Origin of the sequence: Lysobacter sp. (assembly GCA_013141175.1) — a bacterium.
GTDB lineage: Bacteria > Pseudomonadota > Gammaproteobacteria > Xanthomonadales > Xanthomonadaceae > Lysobacter_I.
Genome location: JABFRN010000001.1, coordinates 3617491 through 3634544, shown reverse-complemented (window position 1 = coordinate 3634544; position 17054 = coordinate 3617491). Strand labels below are relative to the sequence as shown.

Below are 17054 nucleotides of genomic sequence, written 5' to 3'. Positions count from 1 at the left end.
CTTCTGTACTCTCGAATTCCCACGTCCGGATGCCGCACCCGCAGCCTCCGCGCGCTACTCCACCGGTGCGCTGCGCGGGAACGTCCCGGGCAACACGATCGTTTTCCCTGTCTGCGTCTTCGGATCGACCGTGGTCAGGACCCAGGTCATGAACACGCTGGCTTCGCTGTGCGCCGGCTTGCCGTCTTCGCCCACCACAAGACTCTGCACCGGCACACGGAAGCCCAGCAGGGTCTGGCCGGGAACGGTCGACCGGGTATTGGGCATGCGGTAGGTGTCGATGAAGCGCAGCAGCGCCCAGGCCCCGTTCGCGCTGAAGGTCGCCGTCACGTCCTGTGCGTCCAGCCCCGGCTGGGCGGGATCGGCCAGCGGACGCCACTGCGAGCGCGTCGCCCAGCGCAACTGCAGCGCCAACGAATCGCCGGGCATCCACTGCAGCGGCTTCAAGCCGTTCGGGAACGTGGACTCGGTGTCTTCCACCTTCAATCGCCAGGTCAGCAGTTGATCGCCGCCGACCGTTCTGGCGGGCTCCGCCGGAAACACCGTACTCAACCCCACCATGCCCATCTGCCCCGGGGCGCCGACGTTGCCGGAGAAGAATGCGGCCACCGCATCGAGTTCGGCGACGAAACCCTTGGCAGCGCGCCAGCGATTGCCGTCCATCGCATCGAGGGCGGCGACGATGCCCTCGCGCTGATCGGCGTAGTCGAGGAAGAATGCCCGCACCGCCGGCAGGCCGGCATCGCGCGAGCTCATCCCACCGAAGGGATAACGGCCTGCCAGATCGCGGTTGAACCGTGTCGCGAGCGCGTCGTACACCGACTCCGCCTGCGCCTGACGCTGGTCCGTGCAGCGCAACTGCACTTGCCGCTCCAGCTTGCGACGGCGATCGGAGAACAGGTCGTTGCCATACTCGGGCGAGGTATACGCCGCCAGCAGGCTGGCGCAGTTGGCATAGGTCATGCCGGTCAATTGGGCGATGAAATACGCATCCAGATTGGCGATCTGGCCCGCAGGCTCCTTGCCTTTCGTGTAGCGGTCGATTTCGTCGCGCGTGTTGCGCCAGAACGCGGCGGTCTGCGGGGTGTCGCGCCAGGCGTCGTCGACGCCGGGCGTGTCGCTGAGCACCGACAGGAACGGATCGGCATAGCCGGCCAGCACCTGCGCGCGCGCCACCTGGCGGGCGAGGAAATCCCTGGTCACCGGCAATCCGCCCAGCGTGAACATCGTGTCGGTGCCCACCGCGACCGGCGGCGCGTACAGGCGACTGCCGTCCGCCAGCGCATCCACACCGCCGAGATTGTCCGCAGCGAAACCGCGCGCGCACTGGCGCACCTCGGTGCCGCCGTCGGAAAAACCGTAGGTCGCATACGCATTGAGCACCGCTTTGAGCGCGTCCATGCCCTGCGCAAGCTCGTCGCCGACCCGGGTCAACTGCGCATCGGTGCGATTGGCCGCTTCCAGACCGGCCTGCGAATCGTCCGCCACCCGTTGGGCGCGACGCAGGGCGTCGTCCAGCGCGTGCGCCAGGGATTCCCGGGCCAGGCTGTCGTAGAGCGGCCGTCCGCCGTCCGCCAGCGGCGGCAGTTTCCGCGACTTGGCGAAGGCCTCGTATTGACGGAGATAACCGGCCGCTTCCGCAAGCTCGTTCGCGCGCCAGTCCGCAGCCGCGCCGACGCACGCGAATGGTCGTGCCGAAGTGAGCTGCATATAGGGCAGTTCCACCAGCGCGGGCAGACCGGACAGTTCGCCCTGCAACTCCGGCGCAAGCGTCAATCCGCCCTTGCCGGCGATGAACATCGGGCCGTAAGGCGCCATCGTCATCGTCACCAGTGTCTGCATCTCCGGCTGGTGGCACTGCTTGGCGCCGAAGCGCTGCAGCATGCCGGTCATGACCGGGAGATTGCCGTAGTAGGCGATCAGCGCTTCGACATCGGCCTTGTTGGCATTGACGATGTCCTGGCAGGGATTGCGTTCGGCGGAGGACCCCAGCCACGACCGCTGCACCCACGACAGCCAGATCCCCATGCGACGCGTGTTGTCGAGGATCGGCGGCTGTCCTTCGTTCAACAGCGCCAGCAGATCGTCGCCCACCGACACTTCGCGAGTCAGCGCCGCGCGCAGGCTGGCGCTGCGCGCGTCCATCGCAGCGGCCAGGCGCGCATGCAGGCCGTTGGGCATGATCGGCTCGCGCACATCGTCGATCTCGCGGAACGCGTCGTCCAGCACTCCACCCTTGCGCCACACGTCCTTCGGCAGGGCTTCGCCGAACGCGTAGGACGAAAGCGCGTCCAGCATCGCGATCAATCGACGCTCGTCCAGCGCATCGTTCTGTTTCGACAGCGTCCGGAAGCGCACGAGGTTGTCCTCGAAATCGCGGGCATCGACCACGAGCTGCCGGAAATCGCTGCGTTCGCGCGACAGCGCGTTCCCGGTTGCGGCGGTGGGCATGCGCGTGGACATCAACAGATCGCGCGAACGTTGTTCCAGCAGGCACGACAAGGTCGGCAACAGCACCTTCCGCACCGCCGAGTTGCCGATGGCCGCCGCGCTGCCGCTGGTCAGGCGGCCGTCCACCCACGACAGCGGAATCACCAGGTAACGCGACCGGGTGTCGATCCGCGACACCTGCGCCAACAGCGGATAGACATCTTCGCGCGCCAGACATTCGCCGCTTTCGGCAGCCGGCACGCGCGGCGCGATCTTGTCCAGCGAATCGATGGCGGAGACCACCGCCGACACCTGTTTCGACACCTTGTATCCGGCGATGCCCAGCGCGACGAACAGGCCGACCGCAACAGCGACCGCAGCGACCTGCAGCTGATGGATCAGGCGATTGCGCGACCAGATGCCCTGCCGTGTCGGCTTGGCCAGTGCCGGCTCGCGCAGCGCCTTCTCCGAAACCAGCGCATCGACGAAATCGACATCGCCGCGCACGCCTTCGGCGCGGGTGCCGTCGGCCTCGACCGATCCGGTGAAATACAGGCCGCGGAACAGATAGCCGCTCTGCCAGGCGGTGGTGCGGAATACGGTTTCCAGCCACTGCGCCAAGGGATCGCGCAACTCGCCGAAGTGCGTGGGAAACAGGAAGAAGCCGTCGACATCGTCGATCGTTTCGCGGAGTGCGGCGACATCCGTCTGGATCTCGCGCATCCGCGCGCCGACCCGGTCGAACGCGCTGTCGGCCCAGTCGGAAGGCAGCCGGGTCTGATCCTGGGCGATGGCGGAATAGCCGACCATCTCACCGAGTCGCTCGGGCGCCTGGTTTTGCCAGAACGACGCAAAGCCGGGGATGCTGTCGCACTGCGTCACCACCACGTAGGCGGGCAGCATGAATTCGACGCTGGTCTGCAGCCGGCTGATCTGGCGGTTGACGTTCTCGGCGAGCGCGATGCGCTGCGACAGCTTCGCATTGCGCAACGTGCTCGCCGACACGCACAGCACGATGCCGTCGAGCGGGCGCTCCGGACGCAGATCGTTCAGCGCCTTCAGCCCCCGGTCCCACTGCTTGGCCTCGGGTTCGCCCTCATCCGCAGCCACCAGCAGGCCGTCGCCATCGATCAACACGCCGTAGCGGAAATACGACCAGCGCATGCCCTCGGCGTGCAGTTGGTCGGCATGCTTCGGCGCGTGGTGACGCCACGTCTCCGACACCGATGCGATCAGGCTGCTCTTGCCGGCGCTGCGCTCGCCCAGCACCAGCAGCCAGGGCTGCGCATAGCGCCACTCGCGCCGGGTCGAGAGGTAATCGATGGCGCCGAGCATCCGCTGCAGCCAGGCCCGCACCCGCGCGCAGATGCCGCAGCTTCCCTCGGCATTGCCCAACGTGACGATCGCGGGCTTGCGCAGGCGCCGCACGACCAGAAACGCGAGCAGCAGCCCGATCAACACGCCGCTTCCCGCCAGCGATGTCTTCAGCAGATCGATTCTGGTGAAGTCGATCGAGCCCAGACCCAACGCATCGAGGTCGAGCGCACCATGGCCGGCAGCGGCCTGGGCGTTCGCGCTGTCGGCGGCAACGCTCTGCGCGCTTGCGCCCTGCGCGGCGACATCCTGCGCAGCAGAAGTCGGGGCGCTTGGAGCGGGCGATGCGGTGGCGGCAGCCAGGGTCATTCACCGCTCCCGACAGCGCGACGGAAGGGTTCGAGCAGCCACAGCCACATCACGCTGGATATCGCCAGGTAAACGATCAACACCATCGCCGCCGCCGTATACCAGGGCGACAGCGGTGCGAGCCGCTCCGGCGTACCGCCCGCCTGCAGCGCATCCGTGGTCTGCGGAAATGCCATCCCGGTGGCGAGCGCGCCGTGCTCGCGCTCGACCAGCCGGAACAGCCGGTTCCGCAGCGCATCCAGTTCGGCATCGCTGACCGTGCCGCGATAGCGACCCTTGAAGCCCAACTGCAGCGCCATCACCATCACCGCCGCAAGATCGACCTGCAGGGGATCGTGAATCTGCGCGGCCAGCAGTTCGTCGGCCATCTCGAAAAAGCGGGTGCCGGCATTGCGCGACTGGAAAAAATTGTATTCCAGCAACACGTCGATCCAGGCATCGCGTCCCGCCCAATCGACCTCGAGAATGTAGACCTCGTCGGTCACCGCCGCCATGATGTACATCGCCTTGCGATGCGCATGGATTTCGTCCGGCTTGCCGCTGCGCGACACCTCTTTTTCCTGCAGCCGCAAGACCGCCGCAAGTCTGGCGCTCAGGCGTGCGGCGAGATCGCCCGGATCGGTCGGCTGCGGTTCGTCGCCGACCGACAGCACCGCACCGAGGCGACCTTCGGCGATCGCCTGTTTGCTGTCCACCACCGCCGCGAAGAATTCGGCGAATCGGGCCAGCAGGAACAAAGGGGCGCCGATGCGCTCAGGCATGTCCCGACTCCGACGCCGTCGTCGACGGCGGCGCCACCGATGCGCCGCCCGCCTGTTTGCGGTGATGGAGGATGATCGCCGCGGGCGCATGCTGCGCATCGCCCTGCACCACCATCGCGAGCCCCGGGCGGAAACTTTCGACCATGCCTTGCGGCATCTCCAGGCGTTCGCTGCTGACCGCGAAGATCAGCGCATCGGCGCGCAGGCCGAGACTGGACACTTCGCGCGCGCCGAGCACTCGCACCGAAGCGCCGGGCAAGCGCCGCTGGCGCAGCACGGGCATCAGATCCCCGCTGGCGATGCGCGCCTGCCCCAACCACGCCTGCAGTTCGCCCGCGCTCTGCCCTTCGCGCTTGCGCAGCTCGAGATAGACCGTCTGCGGACTGTCTTCGGACAGAAGACGCTGGTACGTGCCGTCGCCCACGCGCACGAATTCCGGACTGTCCCAATCGGTGTTGACCAGCGCCAGCTTGCGCATCACGAACGCCAGCGCCGCCTGGAACTGCGGCTGGCAATCGTCATGGCGGTAAGGATCCATCTTCAACGGACGCGGATTGCCGCCGATCGCCGCCATGCGTCCGACGATCTGCGCCATCGCCCACCACGCCTGCTGGAGCGAGCACAGCGGGTCGTACAGGATGGTGTCGATCAGCGGCAGGCAGGCCGCGATCTCGCGGGCGATGCGCAGGTGCATCCTCGCCTCGCCGCTCAACACCGCGATGGACTCCGGCGCATCGTCCTCGCTGGTGCCGGCGAGTTCGCGCAATTTTTCCCACAGGTCGTTGCGCAGCGCGGCGAACTGCAATTGCAGGCCCTGCGCACCGAGGAAGGCCGACGCACCGATACGGAACATCGGCGGGTGATAGCGGGTCAGCGACACCGCGCCATAGGCATCGCGGATGATTTCCAGCAACGGCAGCGCGGGATAGCCTGCAGGCAGGTCCTTTTCGGCGAACAGTTCGATGCGCGCGCGCTGCCGCTCCACCAGCACGTCGCCGATCCCGGTCACCTCGTCCATCGTTTCGACGCCGGACAGACTCTCGTAGCGGCGCTGCGAGGTGCGCGAACCGATCGGGCCCTGCGCCGCACCGGCACGCGGCGGAATGGCGAGGAACACGCGCACCGGGGCAGGCGCGCCGTCGGCGCCGTATCTGGCCTCCACCGCAAGACTCAGATCGGGACCGGAGGCGCTGGCGCGGAACACCAGCGGCAGACCGTCGGGCATCACCGCATCGCATTCGGTGACCTTGATCAGTCCATCGGCCAGGCGCGTGGCGTCCAGCTGCAGGCGGCGCACGCCCCAGGCATGCGGCGTGAGGCTCGCCAGCCGCTGGTGCAGCATGGCCTGCGCATGGATATCGTTCTGCTGGAAATGCTGGGGCGACAGCAGCATGCCCTCGGACCACTGGACCGCATCGGGCAGGAATTCATTGTCGGTCATGTGTCGCTCCTCATTGCTCTGAAAGCTCGATGGATTTCGCCTGCAGGCGCAGCGCGACTTTCCTGTACGCCGTCAACGCGATCGGCGGCCAGCCCTCGGGCGCCACGTAGTTGGCGAACGCGTACACCGCCAGCCCTTTCTTCCGGGTCCGGCGCGGCAGGTCCACCGCGAAGACTTCGTCGGGCGAAACGCTTTCCACGGACACCACCTCGATGTCCTTGCCGAGCGCTTTCCGCAGCCCGTCGCGCTGGCGGAACCAGTCCGGCCCGGTCTTGGGCAGCATGGCGACAGCACTGCTGCTGTAGACCACCACGATGTCCAACTGCGTGCCGCTGCCGCTGTTGGCGCCGGGGTCCGCAGAGATGCTCAGACTGCGCAGGGACGCATGCGGCGGGCCGATCCCGAGCTTGCTCTTGATCGAACCGCAGCCGCCCAGCGCGCACAGCGCCAGCAGCAGCACGAGGCCAAGGCGCGCGCCGGTCACGACAGCACCAGCACGCGGAACTGGGTCGGCAGCAGGCAGATGCCGACCGTGTTGGGCAACAGGCCGTTCTGGCCGTTGATGGAGGTCAGGCGCGAGACGAAGATCGCCCCCACCAGCAGCTTGAAACTGCCGAGGATCGAGCGCTTCGGCCCCATGCACATCCCCGAGACCACGCCGACGCCGACATCCGCCGTGCTCAGCGTGCTGATCGTGATCAGGTTCTCGACCAGACCGCCGCCGTACAGCACGTTGAAGACGGTCGGAATATCGGTGATCGAAAAATCGATGTTCGCCTCCGGCACCGGGATGATGCCGACGATGCAGACATCCGGGAACCCGAGGCTCATCACGCCGAGATTGTTGTTGGCGAACATGGCTCAGCCCATGCTGATGCGTTCGGCGTCGACCTTGATGTCGTGCGCCGCGGTGATGAGAGCGTCGTTGCCGTGCAGGCGCAGCAGCGCGCGCACGTCGAGCAGGTACTGCCCGATCTTGCCGACGTAGTGATTGGCCTGTTCGACGATGGTGTCGGTCACGGTCACGAACAGATTGCGTCCGTTCAACGACAGCGTGCCACCGGCCGCGCTCAGCGAAGCGTCGCCGGCACTGCCCATGTGCAGACTCTCGGTGGCGTGCAGGGCGATGCGCGACTGGCAGAGCGCCATGCCCTCGGCGTCGGGCACGCTGACGCGTGCAGTACCGCTTTCGCTGCGGGCGAGGATGTGCAGCACGTGGCACGGGCCATCGATCGATGTACTGGCGAGGACCCGGTCGCCGATCTGCGGTTCGACCAGACAGCTCACCGCGCGCAGCGCGCGCATGCCGTTGCCGAGCAGGCAGCTGCCGTCCTCGAAAAGGACGGTGATGCGCGTGTCCGCGAGCGCCACGGGCGCGGCCGGGGCGACTGGCGCGATGGGATCTGCATTCAGGGTGCGCACGGGAGGTTCTCCAGTTCCAGAGTGGGGGCTTCGATGTCCAGCAGCGCGGCGTTGGTGCCGCGCAGGCCCTTGCGCTGCACGCGGCGCATGCGGACATCGGTCTGACGGGTGTTGTGGAAGCGGCTGTTCTGCAGCTGCACGCGGACGAATTCGCCGTCACTGATGCCGGCGTGGTCGAAACGGCTGTCGCGCAGATCGCAGTCGGCGAAGCGGACATCGCGCATCCGGCTCTTTTCCCAGCTGCTCTCGCGCATCGCGCAGTGCTCGAAGCGGACGCCATCGACCACGGCGGCGTGGAACAGCGCGCCGTGCAGATCGGCGCCGCGCACGCTGCAGTGCGCCAGCCGCGCGGACAGGAACATGCCGCGCTGCGCGCGCAGGCCGTCCAGATTCGCACCCTCGAAATTCACCTGGATGCAGCCGGACTCGCCGAGGTCGGCGCCGCGCAGATCGGCATCGCGCAGATCGCTGCCCAGCAGTTGGCAGCGCTGGATCCGGGCGCCCGCCAGCTGCTGTCCGCGCAGATCGTTGTTCATCAGCGCGCTGAGGCTGGCCTGCAGGCCGGACAGCGCGGTCGTGCGCAGGTCGGTGTCGCACAGCGCAGCCTGGTCGAACACCGCACCGCGCATGTCCGCGCCCTGCAGCCCGGCCTTCCACAGCACGCTGCGCTCCAGGCGCACGCCGCGCATCGCGGACGCCGCGAAATCGCAGCCGCTGGCCGCGCTGCGCGCCAGATGCGCGCCCTGCCAGTCGGACCCGGTCAGCGAGCAATCGACCAGCACGAGCTGCGCGGGTGCGCCGATCGGCATGCGCGCATCCGCCATCCGGCAACGCACGAAGGTGGTGTTGGTCAAGGCCGCCGCACGCAGATCGACGCCCTGCATATCGCAGTCGATGAAGCAGGCGTTGGCGAGATCGCTGCCGGCGAAATCCGCACCGGCCAACCCGCACTTTTCGAAGACGCCGCCGTTGAGCGCGCGATCGCGCAGCGACAGCGCCTGCAGCGACAGGCCGCTCACCGGCCGCGAAAGCCGCAGCAGGCGCGCGATGTCGTCCCAGCCCGGGGCGGTATGCACGGCTGCACTCATGGCGGAAGCAGTCATGACAACCTCGCCGGTTGGTCCACGCGTGCGCCGGCCATGCGTGCGCCCTGCATCGCCGCTTCGCTCATGTCGGCCTGCACCAGCACCGCGCCTTCCAACCCGGCGTCGGTGAAATCGGCCTTGCGGCACAGCGCCTGGAAGAAACTGGCGTTCGCCGCGTCGATCCCGCGCAGGGTCGTGCGCATGAACAGCGAGCGATGCAACTGCGCGCCGCGCAGGCTGGCGTCGCTGAGATCGGCCCCGCCGAAATCGCAGCTGGCGAGCACCGCACCATCGAGACACGCACCGTTCAAGGCGCTGTCGCGCCAGCCGCATTTGTTGGCGCGCAGCAGCGACAGACGACTGTCGCGCCAGTCGGATTTGCCGCCGGCATAGACCGTATCGAGGGTCGCGCCCTGCCACGAGCTGCCGGCCATCGACGCATCCATCAGCACGCTGCGGCTGAGCGTGGCGCCGTCGAAGCAGGCGCGACCGAAATCCACGGAAGGCGCGACGCACATACTCCAGCGCGTGCCCACCCAGCGGCTGCGCGGCGCCTTGGCCTGCATCAGCACCGTGCGCGTCAGATGGGTGTCGTCGAGCTGCGCATCGCTCAGATCGATGCGCATCAGCAGCGCATCGTCGAGCTGCGCGCCGCGCAGGTCGGCCGCGGGCCAGCACGCATCGAAGGCACGGGCACCAGTGAGATTGGCGCGCACGAGCGAAGCGCCGCGCGCGGAACTGCCGCAGAGATTGGCGCCCTGCAAACGGCAACCGGACAGATCGGCATGGTCCAGACATGCGGCCGTGAGTGCAGCCGCCGACAGATACGCATCGGCCAGGCAGGCGCCGCTCAGATCCGCGCGCTCCAACTGCACCTCGCGCAGATCGGCGCCGCGCAGATCGGCGCCGCGCAGCCATGCACCGGCGAAATCGCGCCCCGCCAGCGATTCGCCGGCGCGATGCATCGCAAGCAGTTGCGCACCGAGCGCCTGCGCGACGGGATCGGGCAGCGCTGCCTGCAAGGTCGTCGGCAGCGGCGCCGCTGCGCGCGCCGCGCGCTGCAGCGCCGGTACGCGGGCCAACGCTGCGCGCGTCTCGACCAACTGCACGGGATCCACCGCGCCGGGGGCTGCCTGTTCGGCGAGCGCCAGCGCGTGCGCCAGTTCGGACGGCAAAGGGGCCTGCTGCGCGGGCGTCAGCAGGTCGTACGCGGGTTTGGCCGCGCGGGCCAATGCGGCATCGATCTGCTCCGCAATGGTGTTCTCTTTCGTCGGCGGCGCGACGGGCAATTGCGCCGACAGTGCGGCGAGCTTGGCTTCGCCATCGCGACGCGCTTCATCCGCCAGCACCTGTGCACGGGCGAAGAGTTCGGCCAGATCGAAATCGCCCTCTTCGATCGCATGCACCGACACCGCCGGCAACAGCGGTGCGGGCGCCTGCGCAGCCTGGTCATCCTTCGGTTTGGCCATGCCGCTGCGCTGCCAGAACTCGTCCATCGTTTCGTCCAGCAGCGCCTGGCGATGCGCCTGCGCTGCCTGCGCCTGCCGCGCGCGCATCGCATCGCGTTCGGCCTGCCGCTGCGGACTGCGTTCGGGCGCCAGCTGGGATTCGTTGAAGGCGTGCATTGCTGCGGTCTTCGGGTCGCGGCGCAGGGCCATGACCTCGCGATAGTGCGCCGTGCCGCGCGGGTGCGCCGCAGGATCGTAGGCCACCATCAGCGTGTCGAGGTCGAGCGCATCGCTGTCGTCGACCGGCGCTTCGCCGCGATACACCATCAGGCCCACCGCTATTTCCGGGAAGAACCACACCGTGTCGCACTGCAGCGCGATGTCCTGCGCAGCGTCGGCACCCTGCCCTTGCATGAGCACGAACGCCCGCGCCCGCATCGCCGGCAGGCTGCCGGCCAGCACCGGTTCGATGGGATGCAGCCCTTCCAGTCGATACGCTTCGCCACCGGCGAAACGGCCGTGGAACTGCTGATCGATCGGCGACAGGTTGTACAGCGAGAAATCGAAATCGCGCGGCAGCCCCGGAAAATCCTCGCTCAGCCAGCGCTGGTCGTAGGTGCCGCTGGCGATCCGCTTGCGCTCGGCGTGCGCAAGCGACTGCGGCGCGAAACCCGCGTACGGCTGATCGCTCCGGCCCGGCGTCACCGGCCGGTCGGCGTATTCGACATTGGGCATCCTGCCGGCCTGCGCCTGCAGCCACGACAGCGGCGGCAGATGCCCGCAGCCCAGCGGATTGTCGTGATCGGCACCACCGTAGGCGCGATCCAGCGTGAGCGGCATGGTCGTGAACGGCGTGGGCACATGCACGCAGATCGAGCGCGTCCAGGTGCGGTCCCAGCGCCGGTCGCCGATCACCCGCAGCCGCTTGTCCACCGGCCCGCACTGCAGCCGCACCTGCATCGATTCGACCGGCTTCGGCGCATGCGCCGCGCCGCAGAGCATGACTTCGGCATGCGCCTTGGGCAGCACGTGATCCAGCGGCAGGCCCGCCGGCAGCTGCGGCAGTACCTTCGGCCACTGCAGGTTGTCGACCAGGAAGCGCTCGTCGCTGCGGCCCAGCGCGAAGAACCCCAGCGCTGCGATCGACAGCCGGTGCCGGCCCTGGAAACGATAGGGCTGGTGCAGGATGCCCAGCGTGAGCGGTTTGATGATTTTCATCGGGTAAGCTTCATCGTCACAGCACCAGGATGATCACGGGGATCTGCATCACCGGCCCGTTGAGGTCGATGCTGGCCTGGTCGGACTTCACCGAGACGTGCACGCCCGGACCGGCCACTTCGATGGTGGTGCTGGAACCCGTCACGCTGAGGGTGTTGGATTCTCCGGTGACGCTGAGCGTATTGTTCATCCCGGTCATGGACATGCGGTTTTCCATGCCGGTGATCGACACCGCGTTGCCGGTGCCCTGCAGACTCAGATCGATGTTCGCGCCGACCAGCGAATTGCGGTTGCTGGCGAGGGTCGCCGAGTTGGAATTGCTCACGCCGACCACGTCGTTGCTGTTGGTCGCGCCGATCGCGCTGGAGCTGCTCTGCGCAGCGACCGTGGTGACGTTGTGGACGATGTTGTGGGTGCTGCGGTTGGTGCTGGTGCCGGTGATGGTGGAGACGTTTTCCGAATCCGCGAAGATGTCGCTCTTGCTGCTGACCTTGCCGTGATGGGTGCTGTTGTTGGTCGTGGCGCCGCTGATCGTGGTGTTGGAAAGCACATCGCCGGTGTGGGTGCTGTCGTTCTCGACATCGCCTTCGTAGGTCACCACCGATTTGGTATCGCCGTGGCTGTCGCTCCTGGAATAGGTGTTGCCCCACACCACCGAACGCGAGGACTGCACCGCCGCCAGGGTGTCGGCATCGGGCGCTTCGGGCTGTACCTGCGCGGGATCGCTCTTGCCGACCACCGATTGATGATGGCTGCTGCCGGCGGCGCTGAAACTCTTCTGTTCCAGGCTCCACGAGTAGCTGTAGCTCGAACCGTACGACCAGGATTCGTTCAACACGCCTTTTTCGGCGGTCTCCGAGGTGGAATAGCCGTAGTTGCCGCCGCGCGAATACGACGCATCGCGGAACTGCCCGGTAGCGTACGCGTCCTCCACCAGCGTCACCGCCTTGCTGACGTCGCCGCGACTCCACGGCTGGCCGAAGCGGACGCTGCGGCTGTCGCCGAAGCTGGTGGAATAGCTGTTGCCGACCTGGGTATGCGCGGTCCAGGTCGAATCGGTGATGGTCTTGCTGCCGTCGGCCTGGACCATGTTCTGGATTTCCGGCAGCTCGGACTCGTCGTTGGCGCGCGATACCCACACGCTGCAGCCCACTTCGGGAATGGTCTGCATGTGCGAGGCGAGCTTCACCCACACCGGCGGCGCATCCGGGCCGTCGCAGGAAAAACGCACGTACACGCCTTTCGCGTTGAGCTTGCGGTGCACGCCCTGGCTGTCCTGCAACAGCTGGCGCCCGAGGCTGAAATCATCCGGCACGTAGTACGGCCAGTCCTTCACCACATCGCTGCCGCCGGGCGTGGTCACATGCGCCAGCACCATGCCCTGCTGGGTGTCCTGGATGCCGACCATCGACACCAGTCCGCTCGCCAAGGTCGCGGAGAACTGGTTGCTGTAATCGCCATCCAGACTCGAACTGTGCTGCACGTGGGTCAGCACGAACTCGACGTCCTTCAGTTCCGGACGCACTTCGGACCCGCTGTAGTCGGACGGCGTGGGCTGCATGCGGAAGCTGTGCCCGACCCGGAACGCGGAGCAGCGGCTTGCCCCGCTGAATTGCACATTCGCGGTATGCATCGCCAACTCGGTGGACTGCGCGAAATCGCGCACCTCGTTGTCGCTGAAACCGTACTGCACGATCTTGTACTGCGTGAACGGCAGATCGCCCGTGTCGGGGCGGCTGTTGGCGCGGAAACTGCTGAAGCTGGCCAACGGATGCACCGGCTGCTGCACGTCCCAGGCTTCGCTCTGCAGGGTGAACACGCCGTCCACGCCGCTGATGCCCAGCGATTGCTGATAGCTGTACTGCGACACCGTATCCCACTGGTGCATGCCCAGCTCGTCCATGCCGGTGGAGGTGTAGCGCAGCGGTCTGTCGCCGCTCAGCGCGGGCGGATACGCCGGCTGGTTGTCGAACACCATCACGTGCCGGCCCGCACTGTGCGTGAAGTAATAGAACACATGCGCCTTGCCCATCAGCCGGCGCATGAATTCCAGATCGGTCTCGCCCGCCTGCAGCCAGTCCTGCATGCGCGTGGACGCGATGTTGGCGCTACCGGTCAGGCCGTCGAAGGACGCTTCCACGCGATGCTCGCGGCACAACTGCTCCAGCACTTCGCGCACGCTTTTCTGGCCGAAGATGCGATAGCGGTTGGTGAGCCCCATCCGCCACGCGGCCGGCCGCATCGTCACCCGGTAGACCCCGGGAATCTCGATCGCGAAGGACGCGACGATGCCGTTGAACAGCGAGAACTCGCCCCCGTCGCCGCCGCCCAGCGCCAACGACAGCGCCTGCTGACCCGCGCTGCGATCCTCGAACGCGGTGTTGCCGATACCCACGGTGATCGGTCGGCCGATGAGCTGCGAAAACACCAGCGATTCGCCGCCTCCCGCCGCGATGGTGTCGCCATGCAGTTCGAGCTGGTATTCGAACAGATCCGAAACGCTCTCCTGGCCCTGGAACTGGACCAGGCGCAGGGCGCTGTCGCCCAGCACCTTGCCGCCCGGCATATCGATGCGACAGCCCTGGAACAGTTGCGGCTGCTCGACCAGTTGCACTGCGGTGCCATCGATCGGATCCAGGGGCAGATTCATGCGGCGGCTCCCGCATCGAAGGCATCGATCGTGAAGCGCACGCGCCGCCCGGTGTGCCGTCCGAGCCAGGCGGTCTGCCCCAGCCGCAGGCCGAGACCGCCGCCGCGCCAGGGCAACTGCATGCGCGAGGGCGGTACGGTGGTCGAATCCAGCGTCAATTCGACATCGCAATCGAAGCGACGATCCAGCAGCATCCGGACCAGCGCGACCAGGCCCTCATGCGCGGCGTCCGGCTGCGCGTCGCCGATGCGCATCGGGCGCAGCGGCAACAGTGCGCAGGCGGCGTCGTAAGGCATGCACGCCACGTGCAGGCGCACCGATGCGTGCGCATCCCAGGTATGGCTGCCCAGCAGGCTCTGCTGTCCCAGCGCATGGCGTTGGCGTCCCAATGCGATGCGGTCGTTCGGTTCGATGTCGCGCCAGCGCCCCACCATCGTCTGCAGCCGGCACGGCACGCCGAGGTAAGCCGTCAGCACCTGGGCCACCACCGTCGCGCTTCTGCGGGTGTTGACCAATACGCCCGCCAGGCCCAGCCAGGCGCGCATCGGCAGCGGGATCTGCGCCTGCTGCATCGGCAAAGCCACGCCCATCAGCGCGGCCAGTTGCCCGGCATAGCGCGTCCGCTCGGGCTGCGCGGGGTCGAGCGCCCGCAGCGAGCGTCGCTTCAGTTCGTGTCGCAATACGTGCACGCGCTGGTTGAACGCATCGAGGAATGCCGCCATGGCATGGGCACCGGCCCGTTCCTGATCGCGCACCCATTCCAGGAACGGCTCCGGCAGCGGGCCCAATTCGCTGGCCACGCAGTAATTCGGCGTGCGCAGTTCGATGCGTGCGGGCATCCTGTGCCCGACCCGCGCTTCGTGACGGAACGCAGGCATGGCCTTGGCCCGCGTCAACCGGGTGACTTCGTGCCCGGTGAAGTTCGCGCGCAGGTCTGCGCGGAAGCGCAGGCGCAGCCCGACCGGCCAGGCGTCGTGCGCATCCGCGCCCGGCTTCTGCTGCAGCAGGCGCACCAGTTGGAACACATTGAAGCGCGCGTACTGCCCGATGATCGCCTGGTTCAACGAACCCCGATTGGCGGCGCCGTTCAAAGGAGGAGTTGGTTGCCTGCCAATGGTGGCCATTCCTTGACGACTCCTTTGTTGTTGGGCATGAACAGGCGCACCTGCACCACCGTGTTGACGGCGGCGTACAGGGCGAAGAATTGGCGCAGGACGGCGCAGAACAGCACCGCGCTGGTCTCCTCGAAGCGGGAATGATCAAGCGTGAGATCGATCTCGAAACCCTGCGCGTATCCGCCGGGCCGGCCTTGCCAGCGCACCAGCGAACGGCTCTTGATCTGGAGAATGCCGTCGATCGCACGATGCCCCAGCGTGCTGCTCGGGCCGACATGCTGGCGCAGGATGTCCTTGAGCGCGGCCAGCGCATGCGGGCCGTTCGCCAGCGACAGATGATTCAGCGCGAGCTGCGACACCAGCAGCCACGGCCGCTCGCCGGTCATCGGCGGCGTCTGGTGCGCGGTCGGCTTGCCCAGCACGCGCATCTCGGCGATCGGCGCGGCGCCTTCGATCTGCAGGAAGTCGCCGACGCGCAGACGCTCCGGCATGCGCCGGTTGGTGCACAGCGCACTGCCGCCGATCACATCCTCGGCCGGATCGGTCAGCATGAATTTCGCATCGAGGAACGAGACGTACAGTTCGGTACCGCCGATCCGGGGACGCTGGCTCGCTTCGCGCCGGGTGATGTAGAAGTAATCCTGTCCTTCGACGTGCTGGAAATCGTCCATCGTGAAATACGGCACCACCACCCGAGGCTTGGCGCCTGCGCGCACCGCATCCAGGCGGTCGATCCGGTAGATCTCGCAATTGTCGTGCTGCGAGGCGTCTCCGCTGAGCCGGTATTCGTAGCGCGAGTGGTCCAGATTGAGCGGATCGATGCGCTGCTGGTACAGATTGACCAGCGGAACGCAGTTCGTCGCCAGCATCGCCGGCGCCAGCCGCAGCGCGGGATTCGGCGGCACATCGAGCAGGAACAGCAGATCGACCGTATCGCTGGCGGTCTTCAAATGCAGCGATGCGATATCGAAGAACAGGAATTTTTCCGGGAACGCGAAGTATTCCTGCAGGATCCGGAACGCCGGATGCGCCTGCGGATGCGACGGCAACGCGGCCTCGTCGTCTTCGAACCCCACCCAGCGCAGGCTGTCGGCCGGCAGGAGGTGCGGTGTCGATCCTCGCGCCCGGTCGTTGCCGGCATCCTCGACCACCGCGATACCGCGCAGACTCGCGCCGAGCAGGTGCTGCAGCGCATACGCCGCGCTGCCGGCTTCGGCGTTGAGGTGCAACCGCAGATTCCGCGGCTGCATCTGCGCCAGCGACGCGCGACCGTGCTTGCGCAGGCGTACCCGCAGGATGCCGCGCACATCGGGATCGGGGGCGAGCAGCGGATAGTCGCCGGGAGACACGATGCCCAGTTCGGTGACCGTCAACGGATACAGCACGGTCTGGCAGCAGGTGCGAAACCGGCAGATGGCGCTGCCGCCGCCCTTGATCGGCACGGTCGCCGTCACGCTGCGCCCGCGCTCGATCACCGCGACGCCATCGGGTTGCACGCCGATCTCGGCGATCACCATCGACGGCAGCGGCGCTTCCAGATGCGGATACAGATCGCCCAACAGCGCATTGGGCAGGTCGGCCTGGTCGATCTCCAGCTGATGGCGCAGGCGGCCGGTCAGATAAGCGAACGACTGCATCATCAGATCGACCTGCGGATCGGACGAGCGGCCACGCTGCAGTCCGAGCATGTTCGCCTGCTCGGGATAATCGTTGGCGAATTCGCTGGCCTCCTCGCACAGGGCCGTCAGCTCCTGCTGATAGAAGTCCTTGAGGCGATCCGCCGGGGAATGCATGCGCGCGC

Annotated in this window: 11 protein-coding genes; all 11 read right to left on the bottom strand. The window is 67.2% G+C overall.

What is annotated here, in order from left to right:
- Positions 1-54 precede the first annotated feature (54 nt).
- The 11 genes from HOP03_16005 to tssF all read right to left on the bottom strand — a co-directional run bounded on the left by HOP03_16005 (position 55) and on the right by tssF (position 17046).
- Complete coding sequence (locus tag HOP03_16005; protein NOT89663.1) at positions 55-4113, bottom strand: hypothetical protein; 4059 nt, start codon at positions 4111-4113, stop codon at positions 55-57.
- The gene (locus HOP03_16000; protein NOT89662.1) at positions 4110-4874 is read right to left on the bottom strand and encodes a type IV secretion protein DotU; all 765 of its coding nucleotides are present in this window, start codon (positions 4872-4874) and stop codon (positions 4110-4112) included. Before HOP03_16000 ends, HOP03_16005 begins: the two co-directional genes overlap by 4 nt.
- The gene (locus HOP03_15995) at positions 4867-6315 is read right to left on the bottom strand and encodes a type VI secretion system baseplate subunit TssK (GenBank protein NOT89661.1); all 1449 of its coding nucleotides are present in this window, start codon (positions 6313-6315) and stop codon (positions 4867-4869) included. The genes HOP03_16000 and HOP03_15995 overlap by 8 nt, the downstream gene beginning before the upstream one ends.
- Positions 6316-6325: 10 nt before the next feature.
- Positions 6326-6799: a hypothetical protein gene (locus HOP03_15990; protein ID NOT89660.1), complete on the bottom strand. Its 474-nt coding sequence runs from the start codon at positions 6797-6799 to the stop codon at positions 6326-6328.
- On the bottom strand, positions 6796-7173 hold the full coding sequence (locus HOP03_15985) for a DUF4150 domain-containing protein (GenBank protein NOT89659.1): 378 nt from the start codon (positions 7171-7173) through the stop codon (positions 6796-6798). The genes HOP03_15990 and HOP03_15985 overlap by 4 nt, the downstream gene beginning before the upstream one ends.
- A gap of 3 nt (positions 7174-7176) precedes the next feature.
- A complete protein-coding gene (locus HOP03_15980) occupies positions 7177-7620 on the bottom strand; it encodes a DUF3540 domain-containing protein (GenBank protein NOT89658.1) in 444 nt (147 codons plus the stop codon).
- Between the two features lie 104 nt (positions 7621-7724).
- On the bottom strand, positions 7725-8840 hold the full coding sequence (locus HOP03_15975; protein NOT89657.1) for a pentapeptide repeat-containing protein: 1116 nt from the start codon (positions 8838-8840) through the stop codon (positions 7725-7727).
- Positions 8837-11488 (bottom strand): DUF2169 domain-containing protein, encoded by a 2652-nt coding sequence (locus HOP03_15970; protein ID NOT89656.1) that lies wholly within the window; start codon positions 11486-11488, stop codon positions 8837-8839. Before HOP03_15970 ends, HOP03_15975 begins: the two co-directional genes overlap by 4 nt.
- Positions 11489-11504: 16 nt before the next feature.
- On the bottom strand, positions 11505-14138 hold the full coding sequence (locus HOP03_15965) for a hypothetical protein (GenBank protein ID NOT89655.1): 2634 nt from the start codon (positions 14136-14138) through the stop codon (positions 11505-11507).
- Complete coding sequence (gene tssG / locus HOP03_15960) at positions 14135-15202, bottom strand: type VI secretion system baseplate subunit TssG (GenBank protein NOT89654.1); 1068 nt, start codon at positions 15200-15202, stop codon at positions 14135-14137. Before tssG ends, HOP03_15965 begins: the two co-directional genes overlap by 4 nt.
- A 23-nt stretch (positions 15203-15225) precedes the next feature.
- A complete protein-coding gene (gene tssF, locus HOP03_15955; protein NOT89653.1) occupies positions 15226-17046 on the bottom strand; it encodes a type VI secretion system baseplate subunit TssF in 1821 nt (606 codons plus the stop codon).
- Positions 17047-17054: the final 8 nt, after the last annotated feature.